Origin of the sequence: Ferroacidibacillus organovorans (genome assembly GCF_001642725.1) — a bacterium.
Lineage (GTDB): Bacteria > Bacillota > Bacilli > Alicyclobacillales > SLC66 > Ferroacidibacillus > Ferroacidibacillus organovorans.
The window spans coordinates 84890-100764 of record NZ_LSUQ01000004.1; the positions used below are offsets into that span (position 1 = coordinate 84890).

Genomic DNA, 15875 nt, shown 5'->3' on the forward strand with positions numbered 1-15875 from the left:
TTAAGCCAGAAAGTGAGGAGGTGACGACGTGGCGCAACCTGTTCGCATGCTGATCATCACGGGAATGTCCGGCGCAGGAAAGACGCTCGCAGTTCAAAGCCTGGAGGATCTCGGTTTTTTTTGTGTCGACAATTTGCCACCTGCGCTGATTCGCAAATTTAGCGAATTGCTCTTGCACTCTGCGAATGCGGTGCGTCGCGTCGCGCTCGTTTGTGATCTGCGCGGGGGGGCCTTTTTTGATCAACTGTTCGATTCGTTGACAGAACTCGAAGAACACGAGATTGAATACCAGATTCTCTATCTAGAAGCGGATGATGAAACGCTCGTTCGACGCTATAAAGCATCACGACGAAAACACCCACTCTCTGCGAATGGTCGGCTGGTTGACGGGATTAACCGGGAGCGAGAGCTTCTCAAAGAGGTGCGCGAACGCGCGCATGTCATCCTTAATACGAGTCGCCTTCGACCGCTCGAATTGAAAGATCTACTCACAGAGCGGTTTCGCGCAGGTGGGGATGACCCGGTTTTTTCAGTCAATGTCATCTCATTCGGCTTTAAATACGGACTTCCGATTGACGCTGATCTGGTATTTGACGTCCGCTTTTTGCCGAACCCTTACTATGTCGAGGCGCTTCGCCCGCGCACGGGACAAGATCCGGAAGTGTACGATTACATCATGGGGTTTCAGCAGACGGAGGAGTTTGTCAGGCGCTGGTTTGAGATGATCGATTTTTTGCTTCCACAGTATGAGAACGAAGGCAAGTCGCAAATCATCATCGGCATCGGCTGCACGGGCGGACGCCACCGCTCGGTCGCGCTTGCAGAGCGGTTGCGTGAACATTTGCAGGCGCGCCGCGCCGTCACGGTCACACACCGCGATGTGGGTAAGGACGGTGAGCGATGAGCGGACGAATCGTAAAGTACGCGTGGATCATTGTCGCGTTTGGCGCAGGCCTTCTGATCACCAACCTCACATCCCCGTACGTCGCACTGAAGTGGTGGTTTATCGGCCTTTTTTGTGTGCTGCTTGGCCTGTTCTCACTGATTCTGGTTTTTGTGCGACAGCGCGCACGTGAACGCTATGCTGCACTTGTGTTTGAGCGGCGTCCGCGCGTTGTCGTGATCGGCGGGGGAACGGGGCAGCCTGTGCTTTTGCGTGGGCTGAAGAACCAAGGTGCGGAGATTACCGCGATTGTAACCGTAGGGGATGACGGTGGAAGTTCGGGTCGCTTGCGCACAGAGTTTGACATGCCGCCCCCCGGAGACATCCGCAATTGTTTGGTCGCGCTCGCCGATACGGAGCCCCTTCTCGAGGAACTCTTGCAACACCGGTTTAAAGAAGGGTCCGTGCTGACCGGGCACAGTTTCGGAAATTTATTTCTCGCCGCGATGACGAGCATTACGGGTGATTTTGAAACGGCTGTCAAAGAGACGAGCCGCGTTTTGGCGGTGCGTGGACGCGTGTTGCCTGCGGCGACACAGGAAATCACGCTCTTTGCGACGTATACAGACGGAACGACGGAGGTCGGAGAGTCAGCGATTCCGAAGCAGGGAAAATCGATTGAGCGAATCGATATCGCCCCGCCTGATGTCTTGGCACTCCCTGACGCGCTCGCCGCGATTCGCGAGGCAGACGCGATCGTAATTGGTCCGGGGAGCCTTTTCACGAGTGTGCTGCCTAATTTGCTCGTCCCTGGTATCGCTGACGCGGTGCGTGAGTCGCATGGCAAAGTGATGTACGTATGTAATGTGATGACACAACCTGGTGAAACGGATGGCTTTACGGCTTCACAGCATGTCGAAGCGGTGTATCGTCATGTCGGGCCGCGTTTCTTTGATATGATCATTGTGAACTCTGCTTCGATTCCAGCGGAGATGAGCGATCAATACGGCATACGCGGCGCGCACGCGGTCACAGCAGATGTGGAAAAACTACATGCGTTAGGGCTTACGGTGATTGCGCGAAACTTTCTGCACAACGCTTCGTATGTCCGGCATGATCCTGATCTGATTGCGCAGCAAGTGCTCGCTTTAATCGGACGGGAACATCGACGCTAAGCGAGGGGGATGAATCATGTCGTTTGCTGCGCGCACGAAAAAGGAACTGACGCACATTGTCACAAAGCCGTGTTGTGAGCGGGCAGAGTTGACGGCATTGATTCAGCAGTGTGGCGCGATACGCGAGGGAGCCATCCTTGATCTCTCGACGGAGAATGCGGCGATTGCGCGTCGAATCTATTCGCTTCTAAAGACACACACGTCCGCCGCGCTTGAGGTTATCGTTCAGAAAAAAATGAGGCTCAAGAAAAACAATGTCTACATCGTTCGGATTCGCCGCGAGCGGATCGCTGTGCTGAACGCCCTTGGATTGACGGAAGACACGCTCCAATCTGCGATTCCTCCATCTGCCATCGCGCGCGATTGCTGCAAGCGCTCCTATTTGCGTGGGGCGTTTATGGCGAGTGGGTCGGTAAATGATCCTGATAGCAACTCGTATCACTTGGAAGTATCTGCACATACAGAGCGACAGGCGCAAGCGATTCTCGACCTGATGAGCGGTTACCACTTTCACGCAAAGACTGCGGCGCGCAAGAAAGAATTCCTGGTCTATATCAAAGAAGGCGAGAAAATCGTCGAGTTTTTAGGATTGATTGGTGCGCATCAAGCGCTGTTACATTTTGAGGATGTCCGCGTCGTAAAAGGAATGCGCAATCAGGTGAATCGGCTCGTAAACTGCGAGACGGCTAACCTGAACAAAACGATCATGGCGGCTGTGCGACAGCTTGAAAACATTCGATTGATTGAAGAGGAACGCGGGCTGCATACGCTTGCGCCAAAGCTACGCGTCGTCGCAGAGATGCGCTTGCGTCACCCGGAAATCACGCTGTTGGAGCTTGCGGAACTTTTACCGGAACGCGTAAGTAAGTCAGGATTAAACCACCGATTGCGCAAACTTGATGAAATTGCCCAACGAATCCGTGCAGAATGTGGGATTTCTGATGATGGCAGTTTCACACATAGTCACACTGTCTCGGATTTGGTATAATGTGATAAATCATGGATGGACTGTAATGTTGAATGAAATGCGACTGACGACACAGGGTTATTGGGGGAACGGAAGATGGCAGAACGTACGGTGCAAGTCAATTTGCGTGCGGGACTTCAAGCGCGCCCTGCGGCTCAATTTGTGCAGGAAGCAAACCGCTTTAGCAGTGATGTATTTCTAGACAAGGACGGCAAGTCTGTCAACGCAAAGAGCATTATGGGTGTCATGTCACTCGTCATTCCAAAAGGTGCGACAGTCACGCTTCGCGCGACGGGCAGCGACGCTGAGCAGGCTGTCGAACGCTTGGCTGTACTCGTTGGCAGCGAAGAGTAATCGCTTGCGCGTAAGGCTGTTGACTGTGATTTGAAATGAAGAGAATCCCTGTAACAAGGGATTCTTTTTTTAGGTTGAATAGAAAATATTGTCAGAATCATATGCGTCGCTTGATGATGCGGTTCTGACTCATTTTCATTTGCACAGTGGACAGTGATTCGATTGACGCGGTAACGTCAAGAAGAGCATTGAAGTTGTCACGAAACACGCTGTTTTGCCGAGACTAAAAGCCGGATCGTTAAGGTTTAGGCTGTTTGGAGAATGGTGCTGTGTGTTTGGAGGTACCCGTGTCTCTGCTTTTGCCATACAATGAGGGGCAGGGCAAAATGTGATGGCGGTGAGCGCTGTGAGTGGAAAAAAACAAGACATTATTCATGATATCATTCTGCTTTTTACGGGTATTGTACTATTTTTGTTCTTCTATTTATTGCCCACATAATCTGGAGGGAATCTATTATGAAAGCGAATGAACAGAATCGCTCCACGCAGCCGAGTGACAATACGCCAGAGCCTACTTGGGTGAAAAGAACGCGTGGAGCAGCAGGTGTCGCTTCGATCCTAGGGATTGTCGCAGTAACACTTTTGGCGTTTGATCACCTTAAACCGTGGTGGAAGGAAACGATTGAAGACGCTCGAGAGCGTGAGAGTGAGAGGAAATCCGTCATGTGAAAACGCGTTTGACACAACTTACAAAAAGAGAATTAGCTATCTTGGCGGGTATATTGCTCGCGACTGGGTATGTGAACATAGGTTCGGTAAATATCACTTCGAGGGAGTTTCATTTTGACCTGCGAGGCCCACTATTCTGGCGACTGACGAGTGGGTTGCAGCCGCTTTTGCATCGTCCAGGATCAGAGTTTTATATTCAACTCGAAGCGTATATGGCGCTTCTTCTCTTTACGGGTGAAGCGTACGTCGATGGAATCACTGTGGGTGCTTCTGCGTTGTTTCTACGCATACGCTCTCCAATGTTCGAGTGGAAACGTCTATCGACGGAGCGCTCGATTGAACACCTCGGCACAGCGAAGGCTGTGCTCGCACTTATGAATTTTGCGGTAGGAGTGCAACTTTTCTTTCGCAAATTGCCTTTTGTCATTACGGCAGTCAGTTTTCCAGAAGGCAAGGAGATTCGCTTCGTTACAACGGCTAATACGATACAACGCGTTGAACGCAAACTGCCGAGTAAATTTACATTCCCAGAGCAGACGAGATCAACACACGCGCTCAATAAACTGTTAGGCGCCTTGCTTACGTTTCAGGTCTTGCGCATTTATACCGTCTCAATGGGACGCGGGGGTGAACTAGCGTTTTCAATCGGCGGATCTATTTTTCAATTTCGGAGGCATTTTATTTCATAAAAGGAAGACTATTCAATACGTGATGAAATGCTACAATCCTGCATGGTCAGATGTTTGCGTTGCGGTTACGATCGTTCTATTAACCGTTGCGAGGGGGAACACCATGGAACGAATGCTGTCTTCGATACCACGTGCAAATGTAACGTTTAAAAGTGATGAACAATACTTTGAGATGTTGACGCGCGTGGTTTTTCTTACAGGATTCAGTGCACATGTTGTAAGCAAACGTTGGCCTGCTTTTCGGATTGCATTTGATTTTTTTGCACTTGATGAGGTCGCAGTCTATGATGATGCGCGTTTTGAGCAATTGCTCTCGATTCAGTCTGGAATTGTACGAAATGCTCGGAAAGTGAAGGCGACGATTGAAAATGCGAAAAGGTGTGTCGCTTTGCGGGATCAATACGGAAGTCTCCACGCATTTTTTTCCGACACACTGTGTTCACCGGCGGAGAGCGCCGTGAAAATGTTTACTCGAACCTTCGCACAGATTGGTGAGAGTGCGGCGTTGGTTTTATACAACATGTTGGAGCAGGATGCTTCTATCATCCATGAATAACATGCCCTAGAAGCAAAAAGATTGTAAGGTTTGCTCAGCCATTGTATGATCGAGTTACAACAATGGTTAGAATCGGGTGGTTCGTCTGACGTTTACGCCTTTGCGCGTTAAAATGACTCACACTTCTGTGCGCATTTTTATTATCGCTATCCTCGGAATTTCTGCACTCTTGCCTGTGAGCGATACGTTTGCGCAACGTCTCTCTACAAAGGTGGCGCGTCACGCTGTTGTAAACACACAGCTACACGTAAACGCGCTGCTTCGCAGTGCGGCGCTGCATCGATCCAGTAAAAAACATTCTTCTCAGTATGCTTTTGGGACGATGCCGACCCTCGCGAATGCGCAAGTGCTTGTCGTCGCAGTACAATTTGCGGGGCAAAAGGCGACAACGTCACTCGTCCATCTTGCAAACACGTATTTTTATTCGCCAAACTCTGTGGCTGCCTATTTCCGTAGTGTTTCATATGGACAGTTTAAGATGAAAGGGAATGTTGTAGGGGCACAGGGAAAGTCGTTAGCGTGGATGACTCTTCCCCACACGGAGGCGTACTACGCAAATAAAGATAATGGATCGGGTGGACCGTTTCCCACCAATGATGACGGAATTGTAAACGACGTGATTGCGCAATTAGTAAAAGCACATTTTATTTTTAGCCCGTATGTATACCGTGGAGTGATTCCATATTTGGCGATTGTCTACAGTGGCTATGGGGCGGATGTTGATCCAACGGACACTGGATTGATCTGGCCTGTCGAGAGCACGCTGAATACGTCAATCTCTGTTCCGGTGTACGCTTCAAGCCCTGTCTCTGCCAAGGTGAGTACGTATGATTTAGCACCTGAACTCGCGGATCCCGGAGGTTCACCGTCATCAATTGGTGTTTATGCGCATGAATTTGGGCACATGTTAGGGTTGGATGATCTCTATGACACGTCGGGAAGCGCGAGCGCCGGGGTTGGAGACGGCCCGTTTAGTCTGATGGGAACAGGCAATTGGAACGGGAACCCTTCTGGATCTTCGCCTTCCTTTCTCGATCCGTACAGTCTCTTATTTCTTGGCTGGGCGCAGCCAAAGATCTTAGATCACAGTGTGACAGGCAATGTATTGTTGCCGATTGAAAAGTTCGCGTCCATTGACTTGATTCCTGCGCCGCAGCATCAAAAGGAGTATTTGCTGCTCGATAACGTGGAACCGATCGGATATGACACGGCGCTGCCCAATCAAGGACTCCTGATCTGGCACGTGGATGCAAGCCAGGTCAACCCGAACAGTCCAGACTGGTTGAACAATGTATTAAACACCCCTGCGCAAAACGTGACGAAACACGATGATTTGGCGATTATCGGGGCATCCGGAAAAAACGATTTGTTGGCTCCCGCAGACAGTGGAATATCGTATGATGACGCCTATCCCAGCATGACAGGAAACAATAAATTAACAGCTTCGAGTCATCCTTCGAACAAGATGTTTGCAGGGCCGTCATTCGGAATGGACGTGCGCAACATTGCGCGGCACAAAAATGGAACGGTCACGTTTGACACGATTGACTGGCAGCAGGGAAAAGGGCTATTTATCGCGCGACCGACAACAGGTCTCACCCTCTTTTCCGGATTGCCTCTTCCATTGAATGCATTTTATGGATCAAGCTATAAGAGTTCTAAGAATGTTACGCCTTCTGGCGATTGGTACGCGTCAAACGATGTGATCCGTGTGGTAAATGGGGTGGTGACTACGCTGTCGAATCGTGATCAGATCGTGACCGTAAATGTTGTCTATAGGTCACAACTGGCCTCCATTAATCTGCAGATTGCCCACGTCGTCACGCTTCATTTATCGTCACAACGTTCACCCGTTTCACTCATTCATACTAGACCAGCGGTGACGGCGATTTACTCAAACGGAGCGCATGTGAACGTCACGAAGGACATTGTTTGGACAAAGGAGACGACTCGCGGGCGTCACTCGTCAGGACTTGTAAATAACAATTCCGGAAATGAATCGTACGTCGGGGAATTTGCTGGTCAAACGATTACTTATTAAAGGAGCTTATCGATGAATAACCATACACTGCGAGAGTCCTTCGAGACATTGGGCATCTCTGATCTCGTCTTGACACCAGGCGCCAGCTTTCGCTATCTATCTGGGCTTTCTTTACATGCGAGTGAGCGATTGACACTTTTGTTTGTAAACATTGACGGAGAAAAATCGGCGCTCCTCCCTGCGCTTGAGGCGGAGTCTGCCAAAGGCGCTGATTTTTTGCATCTTGAAACGTATCGCGATGAGGAAGGTCCACTTCGTGCCCTGCAAGCATTAACCCAGAAAATGGGGTTCTCATTTGAAACGATTCTCGGTTACGAAGCGCAGATGATTCGCATGTTTGAGTACCAGGCGTTGGCAGGTTTTGCGGGGATATCCTTTCTTGCCGCGGATGACGTACTGGCTTCGATTCGACTGATCAAAGGGGAGGATGAACTCGAAAAAATTCGCCGAGCGGCGCAGATCGTGGATGGCGCGCTTGTGCGTTCTCTCCCGCTTTTTAAATCAGGGATGACCGAATTGGAGGTCGCTGCAGAACTAGAATATCAGATGCGCAAACTGGGATCGGAAGGTACTCCATTTGCAACCATCGCTTGTGCGGGTCCGCGCGGCGCGCTGCCTCACGGAGGCCCCAGCATGTCGGTCATAAAGCGTGGGGATCTGGTGGTGCTCGATTATGGCGCAATGATCGATGGATACGCGGCTGACACGACGCGTACAGTTTCATTCGGAGTGCCGTCAGAAGAGGCGTTATCTGTCTATGAAGTGGTCAAAAAGGCGCAGGCTGCGGCTGTTCAGATTGTAAGGCCTGGCATTACAGCGCAGGAAGTGGATCGCGCGGCGCGTGAAGTGATTCGCGGGGCGGGATTGGGAGTTTATTTTACTCACCGTACTGGACATGGGCTTGGACTCGATGTCCATGAGTTTCCGAGTGTGATGGAGGGCAATGAGCTGATTCTTAGGCCAGGTATGGTGTTCACCGTTGAACCTGGAGTGTATTTATCGGGAAAATTTGGCGTCCGCATTGAAGATGATGTGTGCGTTACCGAAACGGGCGTTGAGGTTTTGACACAGTTTACGCGCGAATTGTGTGTGATTGACTGAACGTCGTCTCGCATGTGCCAACACATTCACTCGGCGCATACGATGGCTTGCGAGGTGAAAACGCGTGCGCATTCGTATGACATTCAACATTGGCTCCATTCGGTTTTCAAACATTGAAAACGCATCGGCTGTCAACTTTGGGCAGAGTGTTCAGGCAGACTGGGATAGCTACAGCAAGACAAACACGGGATTCGGGAAAATTACGGGAAGCCATAACCATATCGAAGATACGAAGAGTCGCGTGGATGATCCAGACACGGTGGATTCAATTATGGCTGAGACGTACCAGACGTATCGACCGAGGATTCACGGGGAGGGTCATGACCGATGAACTCGGGCATGGATCCATCGGGGATGTGGCAATCCATGACGGAACAGTTCCGCCGTGTTTTTGGCGATGATTTCGTACAAAATCTAATGAAATCGGTCAATCTCTCTGACATGGCAAACGGCGCTGGATTTGGTGGTGTGGGAATGTCTGGTGGTTCGCGTCAAGGAGAGAGTGGAATTGCAAACGGCGGAGTTCCGTTTGGTCAAAATCCGTTTTTCCCTTTCGGAAAACAGGGGGTTGCGAGTGAACCGGGTTCTTCGAATCAAGGGGGGCAGCATCAAGGGGCGATGATCTCTTTTCCGCGAATCGACGTGTATACGACGCGTCATGAAGTGATCGTGCTTGCGGAAGTTCCCGGCGCGTCCCCTGGAGATGTAAAAATCAGTGTTGATCCAGAGGCGCTCGTGATTCGCGGGCATATCAAGAACCCGCTACAACCGATCACGGACCATGAAAACATCCATGTGGAGCTTTTTCGTGGAGATTTTACGCGCGAGATTGCTCTTCCTGTTCGTGTGCGTACCGATAAGGTGCGCGCGTCGTATCGTCAGGGCTTTCTTGAGATTCGCATGATGAAAGATGGGGAACGCCCCGCCCGCACGGGCAAAGACGTCCCCATCCGCTTTGAATAGGTGCTAAGGATTGATTTAGTCGATCTTTTTAATCGTGTCGAGAAAATCAAAGTCCTTTGTTCGTGTTGAAGCGATGAATTTATTCTCATCGCCAGTGATTTTTCCAAACCCAGCGTTTGCCTTCGAGGTTGCTCGCACGTGCGTTTTACGCGTTTTCCCCACATAAATTCCTGAGTTGCTTAAAATGAAATTTGATGAAACTGATCCGATGTTCAGTTCGAAGTCACTCATGTTCATTCCTCCTGAAAATCAGCGTATGCGGAGAAAATCAATGCGGTTAAATCAAAAAATCGATACACATTCCGGCTATTTCCGGCGTAGGCTAAAGTCTGCGGGGGTGGTGCTCCTGAACGTAAATGTAAATCTAGGCGGTATCCGTGTCGGATCGATGGCTAGTGACTGCGGGATCTTTATCGGAGATAACATGCAGCATGGGTGGGATAGTCACGGAAAAACGAATGCAGGATTTGGCGCGGTCGTAGGAGATGGCAATCAACTGCTGGTGTGGATGAGTCAACTCTTTGACAGTGATCTGATCGATGCACCGATTTTTGACAATGATATCAAATCTCCTGCGATGAGCTATGTGCAGGGCGGATAAACGCACAGGAGGTTAGGATATGGCGGCGATAATCAATTGCGGATTTATTAAGACGTCGGCACAGGCGAATGACGTGGGCATCTTTTTTGGCCAAAACATCCAGAATGGCTGGGATTCCCACGCAGTGACGAAAGTGGCCGCGTATCTAAATATGGGAGATGCCACCATCGCGTTTCTCATGAACAGTGTGTACATCGATTCTGACGTGATTGACTCACCAATTATCGATCCGGATATCAAATCTCCAATGGCGCCTGTATTCCAAGGATTTTGATTCGGGCGTCTCTTGCTGAATTCTTTGAATGCACTCGAATGGTTTTGTGTTGTCATGGTACAATATCCCTGTCTCACCACACAGATAAGGAGACAGGAGAGAGCACTGATGAAATTTAAAAAGGTTCTTGTCGCAAATCGCGGTGAGATTGCCATTCGTATTTGTCGCGCGTGTACTGAATTGAACATTCGCACCGTCGCGATCTATTCAAAAGAGGATAGTTTGGCGCTGCACCGCTACAAAGCGGATGAGGCATACCTTGTGGGCGCGAACAAAGCGCCAGTCGAGGCGTACCTCGATATTCCAGGTATTCTAGACATCGCTAAGCGTCACGAGTGTGACGCGATCCACCCGGGATACGGCTTTCTTTCCGAGAACGCAACGTTTGCGCGAGCGTGCGAGGAAGCGGGAATCGTATTTATCGGTCCTACACCTGAACACCTTGAGATGTTTGGAGACAAGGTGACAGCGCGCCTAAAAGCAATGGAGGCGAATGTGCCGGTCGTCCCAGGCAGTAAAGGGCCTGTTTCACTTCAAGAGGCGCGCGAGTTTGCGGATGAGTTCGGGTATCCGCTGATGGTTAAGGCGGTCAGTGGTGGCGGCGGACGAGGTATGCGCGCGGTGACCAATCACACGGAACTGGAAGAAGCGTACTCACGCGCGCAATCTGAAGCACAGACTGCGTTCGGTGCGGCGAGTCTCTATGTTGAGAAGCTGGTTGACAACCCCAAACATATCGAAGTGCAGATTCTCGGCGATGCGCAAGGCAATATTGTTCACCTTTACGAGCGAGATTGTTCTGTTCAGCGCCGCCATCAAAAGGTGATCGAAGTCGCGCCATCTTTGCTCCCTGAAGAGAAACGCATGATGATCTGTGAAACGGCGCTTCGCCTTATGAAAAGTGTGAATTACAAAAACGCCGGAACTGTCGAGTTTTTGCTTGGCGCGGATGGTGCTCTCTATTTTATCGAGGTGAATCCGCGCGTACAGGTCGAACACACAATCACGGAACTGGTGACCGGAATTGACATCGTACAGGCACAATTATTGATCGCGCAAGATGTCCCAATGTCCGACCCACAGATTGGCATTGAGCGGCAGGAGAGTATCGTGTGTCGCGGTTTTGCAATTCAGAGCCGCGTCACGACTGAAGACCCACAAAACAACTTTCTACCGGATACGGGACGGATCACTGCCTATCGCACAGGCGGTGGATTTGGCGTACGCCTGGATGGCGGAAACGGATTCAGCGGCGCGCGCATTCTGCCGTACTATGATTCGATGCTTGAAAAAGTGTCGGTGTGGTCGCTGCGTTTTGACGGTGCGATCGACAAGATGAGTCGGGCACTCGCAGAATTCCGAATCCGCGGTGTAAAAACAAACATCCCGTTTCTTGACAATGTCATCCATCACTCGGAGTTTCGCAGTGGTCGGTACACGGTGCGCTTGATCGAGGATCACCCTGAACTCTTCATTTTTCGCAAAAGACAAGACCGAGCAACCAAATTGCTTCAATACATCTCTAATGTGACGGTCAATGGTTCTGAGGGAATTAAACATGGTGTAAAGAAGCCGACTGTGCGTCTCCCTTCTTTCCCGACGTACCGTTATGACGATAAGCCAAAACCAGGTACGCGTGACGTTTTGCTTGCTGAAGGCGTCGATGGGCTTCTACGCATGATGAAACAAAGCAAGCAACTCTGGTTGACGGACACCACGTTGCGTGATGCGCATCAGTCGCTTTTGGCAACACGTATGCGCACCTATGATCTTGTACGAATCGCCGATGTGATTGCGCATGAGACAACTGGCTATTTTTCGCTGGAAATGTGGGGAGGCGCGACGTTTGACACGTCAATGCGCTTTTTGAAAGAGGATCCGTGGGAACGCCTCGCCGTTTTGCGCGAACGCATCCCAAATATTCTTTTTCAAATGCTTTTGCGCGGGGCAAACGCGGTCGGTTACAAAAACTATCCAGACAATGTGGTCAATCACTTCATTGATGAGGCGGCAATGGCCGGCATTGATGTTTTTCGCATCTTTGACAGCTTGAACTGGGTGCCGAACATGGCTGGTTCGATTGAGCGCGTGAGACACAACGGAATGATCGCTGAGGCGGCGATCTGTTACACTGGCGATTTATTGGACGAAAAGCGCACGAAGTTCAATCTTGCCTATTATGTTGACTTGGCTAAGCAGCTTGAGCAGGCGGGCGCGACGATTCTCGCGATCAAAGATATGGCAGGACTTTTAAAGCCGCAAGCCGCACATTTATTGGTGAAAACGCTGAAAGAGCACGTTGGATTGCCAATTCATCTGCATACACATGACACGGCGGGTACAGGCGTGGCCACAATTCTGCAGGCGGTCGAGGCAGGACTTGATATTGCGGATGTCGCCCTCAGTTCGATGTCTGGTCAAACATCACAGCCGAGCAGTAGCGCAGTTGTCGCATCACTTATGAATACAGCGCGTGACACTCATTTGGATCTGTCCGCTCTTCGCGTACAGAGTGACTATTTTTCCGCAATTCGCGAGTGGTATCAACCGTTTGAGAGTGGGCTACAAGCGGGTGCGGCTGACGTGTATGAGCACGAGATGCCAGGTGGACAGTACACCAACTTGCAAAAGCAGGCAGAATCGCTCGGACTGGGCGGAAGGTTTGATGAAGTGAAGCGTGCGTACCGTGAAGTCAACGATCTCTTGGGCGATATCGTCAAAGTGACGCCAAGTTCAAAAATGGTGGGAGATTTCGCGCTTTTCCTCGTACAAAACCGAATCTCCGCTCAGGAGTTGGAGCGGCGAGCGCACGAGCTTGACTATCCGGCGTCTGTTGTCGACTATTTTTCAGGTCACATGGGGCAGCCGTTTGGCGGCTTTCCGACATGGTTACAGGAGGCTGTATTAAAAGGAAGAAAAGCGCTCAAGGAACGTCCAGGCGCGGGACTTCCCGCCGTTGACTTTGGACAACTTGCTGCAGAGTTGAAAGAGAAGACGGGTCGCATATGCACAGAACAAGATGTCATTTCGTACGCCCTGTACGGACAGGTGTACGTCGATTTCTCGGTGGCACAGAACCGATACAGTAACTTGTCTGTGCTTGATACAGGCACATTTTTCTACGGATTGCGCCCTGGAGAAGAAGCGATCGTCGAAATCGATCGCGGCAAGACGCTAATGATCCGCCTAATCTCCGTTTCTGCTCCACGACCGGATGGAACGCGTGTTGTTTTTTATGAGTTGAACGGACAGCCGCGTGAAGTGGAAGTGATCGATCAACAAGAAGCGGTCAGCGCAAAGGGGCGACGCAAGGCTAACCCCTCGAACCTCAAAGAAGTGGGCGCCTCGATGTCGGGTACGGTCATTTCGCTTATGGTTGAAGAAGGGGATCACGTCGTTGCAGGACAGTACTTGTTGGTGACCGAAGCGATGAAGATGGAGATGCAGGTGCAGGCCCCACGCGACGGGCTTGTAGAACAGATTGCGGTGAGTGTCGGAGATTCTGTTTCGGCGGGCGATCTTCTGTTTATCCTTGAATAATACGAATGTCGAAGCAATTCTTTGAATGAATATGCGATGACTTGCAGGAAAAGCGTCATAACTCGCGAATATACTAGACCCATACATGGCGAAGTCAGCTGTGTGTGGGTCTGCAAGCGATTTGCAAGCTCACAAAAATAAAAGAGGGGGCGTATCATGCAAGCACCTGAATTAAAAAGAGAGCTATCTCTCGTCGATTTGACCTTCGCGTCCGTCGGAGGAATTATTGGATCCGGATGGATCTTGGCGTCACAGACCGCCACGTCCATTGCAGGACCCGCCGCGATTATCTCTTGGATTATCGGTGGCGTTGCCATATTGCTGTTAGGTTTGGTGTACACAGAGCTTGGCGCCATGATGCCGGAAGCGGGAGCGGCAATCCGCTATCCACAGTATTCACATGGCACGTTTGTCAGTTTTATTATGGCGTGGGCCGGCTGGCTGACATGGGTGACCGTCGCCCCCGCTGAGGCAGAAGCGGTCACACAGCTTGCAAACGCATATATTCCTGGACTCTACAATACTCAGACGAGCCTTCTCACACCTGTAGGGTTGCTCATATCGGCTGCGCTTATTCTCATTTTCTTCTTGATCAACTACTACGGTGTGAAATACTTTGCTCGCGCTAACACTGCACTCACATGGTTTAAATTTCTGGTGCCGCTAGGGACTGCCCTCATTTTTCTGTTTGGCGCGCATCACTACAGCAATTTTACAAGTCAAGGGTTTGCCAGCAATGGATTTTCTAAAGTCTTTCTCGCGATCGGTACTTCGGGCATCGTCTTTTCGTTTCTCGGGTTTCGTCAAGCGATTGAACTCGCAGGTGAGGCAAAGAATCCAACGCGCGACGTACCGCGCGCAGTCGTTCTCTCGATCCTGATCGGAATCGTCGTCTACGCGGCGCTTCAGGCGGCGTTTGTCGCGGGTGTTCCTACTGCCGATGTGGCAAAAGGTTGGGGCAATGTGAGTTTTGACAACCCGTGGGTACGCCTCTCAGTAACGCTCAGTCTCGGTTGGTTGGCACTTCTTCTCAAGATTGACGGATGGCTTTCGCCGAGTGGAACGGGTCTTGTTTACACGGCTTCGACCGGACGCGGGCTCTATGCTATGGCAAAAAACCGCTACATGCATTCATGGCTTGGCAAAATCAACGCGCAAGGTGTGCCTGCCAACGCGATGATTCTGAACATGATTGTGGGTATCATTACGCTGTTCCCATCGCAAGGTTGGGCGCATATTATTGGATTTATCTCCGTGACGGGTGTGTTCAGCTACCTGATCGGCCCCGTCTCTGCGGCGAGCTTTCGGAAGACGGCACCCGATCTTCATCGTCCAGTTTTCTTAAAAAGCTTACCAGTCGTGGCACCGATCGCCTTTATCATGTCAGGACTTATCGTGTACTGGTCTGGTTGGAATATTGACCAAGCTGCCCTTTACGCGATTCTCGCCGGACTTGTGATTTATGCGGTGGCTTTTTTCGTCAACGGTTTTTCCGCGAGCGACATTTCTCGTGGAATCTGGCTTGTCGTCTATATTGCGGCACTGCTTATCATTTCTTATCTCGGAGACAAAAACTTTGGCGGTATCGGCGTTATCGCCTTCCCGATGGATATCATCGTGATTGCGATTGTTTCGCTCATCTGCTATTACTGGGCTGTCGCTTCCGGATTTGAGACGAATGATTTGAAAGAGCTCAAGAAGAATGCGAGCAAAAACTCGACGGTGGCGTAACGCGTAATCAATCTCGCGAATTGTTGCGTTGAGTGACATCTATAAGAAGCCCGACAATCCAAACGGATTGTCGGGCTTCTTTAGAATATGCGGCAAATGGAGTCTATCGACTTTCTCGCATGGTTTCGCTATAATGCTTGATGAAGGTGCGCATCAGCGCATAAAAGGGAATCGGGTGAAAGTCCCGAGCGGTCGCGCCACTGTATCGGTTTTGCGAGAGACAGGCTCTATGGAGCAGCCACTTCACTGCGGTGAGGGAAGGCGTCTCACGTGTGAGATCGAAAGCCAGGAGACCTACCTTCAAATGCCACCAGAAGACCTTCGCGCAAAA

General features: G+C 50.6%; 16 protein-coding genes and 1 riboswitch. Of the genes, 15 read left to right on the forward strand and 1 reads right to left on the reverse strand.

Annotated features, from left to right (window positions below; genetic code table 11):
• Positions 1-46: 46 nt before the first annotated feature.
• From rapZ to AYW79_RS02350, 11 genes are all read left to right on the forward strand, one after another.
• Entirely contained in the window at positions 47-904 is an 858-nt protein-coding gene (rapZ, locus tag AYW79_RS02300; protein ID WP_067561179.1) for an RNase adapter RapZ, read from the forward strand.
• Positions 901-2058, forward strand: a complete 1158-nt coding sequence (locus AYW79_RS02305; RefSeq protein ID WP_067561097.1) for a gluconeogenesis factor YvcK family protein — start codon at positions 901-903, stop codon at positions 2056-2058. The genes rapZ and AYW79_RS02305 overlap by 4 nt, the downstream gene beginning before the upstream one ends.
• 16 nt (positions 2059-2074) lie before the next feature.
• A complete protein-coding gene (gene whiA, locus AYW79_RS02310) occupies positions 2075-3046 on the forward strand; it encodes a DNA-binding protein WhiA (RefSeq protein ID WP_067561099.1) in 972 nt (323 codons plus the stop codon).
• A 75-nt stretch (positions 3047-3121) separates the two neighbouring features.
• Complete coding sequence (locus AYW79_RS02315; protein WP_067561101.1) at positions 3122-3379, forward strand: HPr family phosphocarrier protein; 258 nt, start codon at positions 3122-3124, stop codon at positions 3377-3379.
• Between the two features lie 456 nt (positions 3380-3835).
• Positions 3836-4048: a hypothetical protein gene (locus AYW79_RS02320; protein WP_067561103.1), complete on the forward strand. Its 213-nt coding sequence runs from the start codon at positions 3836-3838 to the stop codon at positions 4046-4048.
• Positions 4045-4737, forward strand: coding sequence for a hypothetical protein (locus AYW79_RS02325; protein ID WP_067561105.1), 693 nt, complete (start codon positions 4045-4047; stop codon positions 4735-4737). The genes AYW79_RS02320 and AYW79_RS02325 overlap by 4 nt, the downstream gene beginning before the upstream one ends.
• 103 nt (positions 4738-4840) lie before the next feature.
• Positions 4841-5293 (forward strand): DNA-3-methyladenine glycosylase I, encoded by a 453-nt coding sequence (locus tag AYW79_RS02330; protein WP_067561107.1) that lies wholly within the window; start codon positions 4841-4843, stop codon positions 5291-5293.
• Between the two features lie 76 nt (positions 5294-5369).
• The gene (locus tag AYW79_RS02335; protein ID WP_067561109.1) at positions 5370-7334 is read left to right on the forward strand and encodes a M6 family metalloprotease domain-containing protein; all 1965 of its coding nucleotides are present in this window, start codon (positions 5370-5372) and stop codon (positions 7332-7334) included.
• A gap of 12 nt (positions 7335-7346) precedes the next feature.
• Positions 7347-8435, forward strand: coding sequence for a M24 family metallopeptidase (locus AYW79_RS02340; protein ID WP_067561111.1), 1089 nt, complete (start codon positions 7347-7349; stop codon positions 8433-8435).
• 64 nt (positions 8436-8499) lie between these two features.
• Positions 8500-8766 (forward strand): hypothetical protein, encoded by a 267-nt coding sequence (locus tag AYW79_RS02345; protein ID WP_067561113.1) that lies wholly within the window; start codon positions 8500-8502, stop codon positions 8764-8766.
• Complete coding sequence (locus tag AYW79_RS02350) at positions 8763-9398, forward strand: Hsp20/alpha crystallin family protein (RefSeq protein ID WP_067561115.1); 636 nt, start codon at positions 8763-8765, stop codon at positions 9396-9398. The genes AYW79_RS02345 and AYW79_RS02350 overlap by 4 nt, the downstream gene beginning before the upstream one ends.
• Before the next feature lie 15 nt (positions 9399-9413).
• On the opposite strand, the gene AYW79_RS02355 is transcribed toward AYW79_RS02350, so the two are convergent.
• Complete coding sequence (locus tag AYW79_RS02355) at positions 9414-9629, reverse strand: hypothetical protein (RefSeq protein ID WP_067561117.1); 216 nt, start codon at positions 9627-9629, stop codon at positions 9414-9416.
• A 40-nt stretch (positions 9630-9669) separates the two neighbouring features.
• On the opposite strand from AYW79_RS02355, the gene AYW79_RS15085 reads away from it, so the two are divergent.
• From AYW79_RS15085 to AYW79_RS02375, 4 genes are all read left to right on the forward strand, one after another.
• On the forward strand, positions 9670-9999 hold the full coding sequence (locus AYW79_RS15085) for a hypothetical protein (protein WP_067953218.1): 330 nt from the start codon (positions 9670-9672) through the stop codon (positions 9997-9999).
• 19 nt (positions 10000-10018) lie between these two features.
• A complete protein-coding gene (locus AYW79_RS02365) occupies positions 10019-10273 on the forward strand; it encodes a hypothetical protein (protein ID WP_067561119.1) in 255 nt (84 codons plus the stop codon).
• Positions 10274-10381: 108 nt separating this feature from the next.
• Positions 10382-13813 (forward strand): pyruvate carboxylase, encoded by a 3432-nt coding sequence (locus AYW79_RS02370; RefSeq protein ID WP_067561120.1) that lies wholly within the window; start codon positions 10382-10384, stop codon positions 13811-13813.
• A gap of 156 nt (positions 13814-13969) precedes the next feature.
• A complete protein-coding gene (locus AYW79_RS02375; protein WP_067561122.1) occupies positions 13970-15544 on the forward strand; it encodes an APC family permease in 1575 nt (524 codons plus the stop codon).
• Between the two features lie 127 nt (positions 15545-15671).
• A riboswitch (cobalamin riboswitch) is annotated at positions 15672-15860 on the forward strand.
• The last annotated feature ends 15 nt before the right edge of the window (positions 15861-15875 follow it).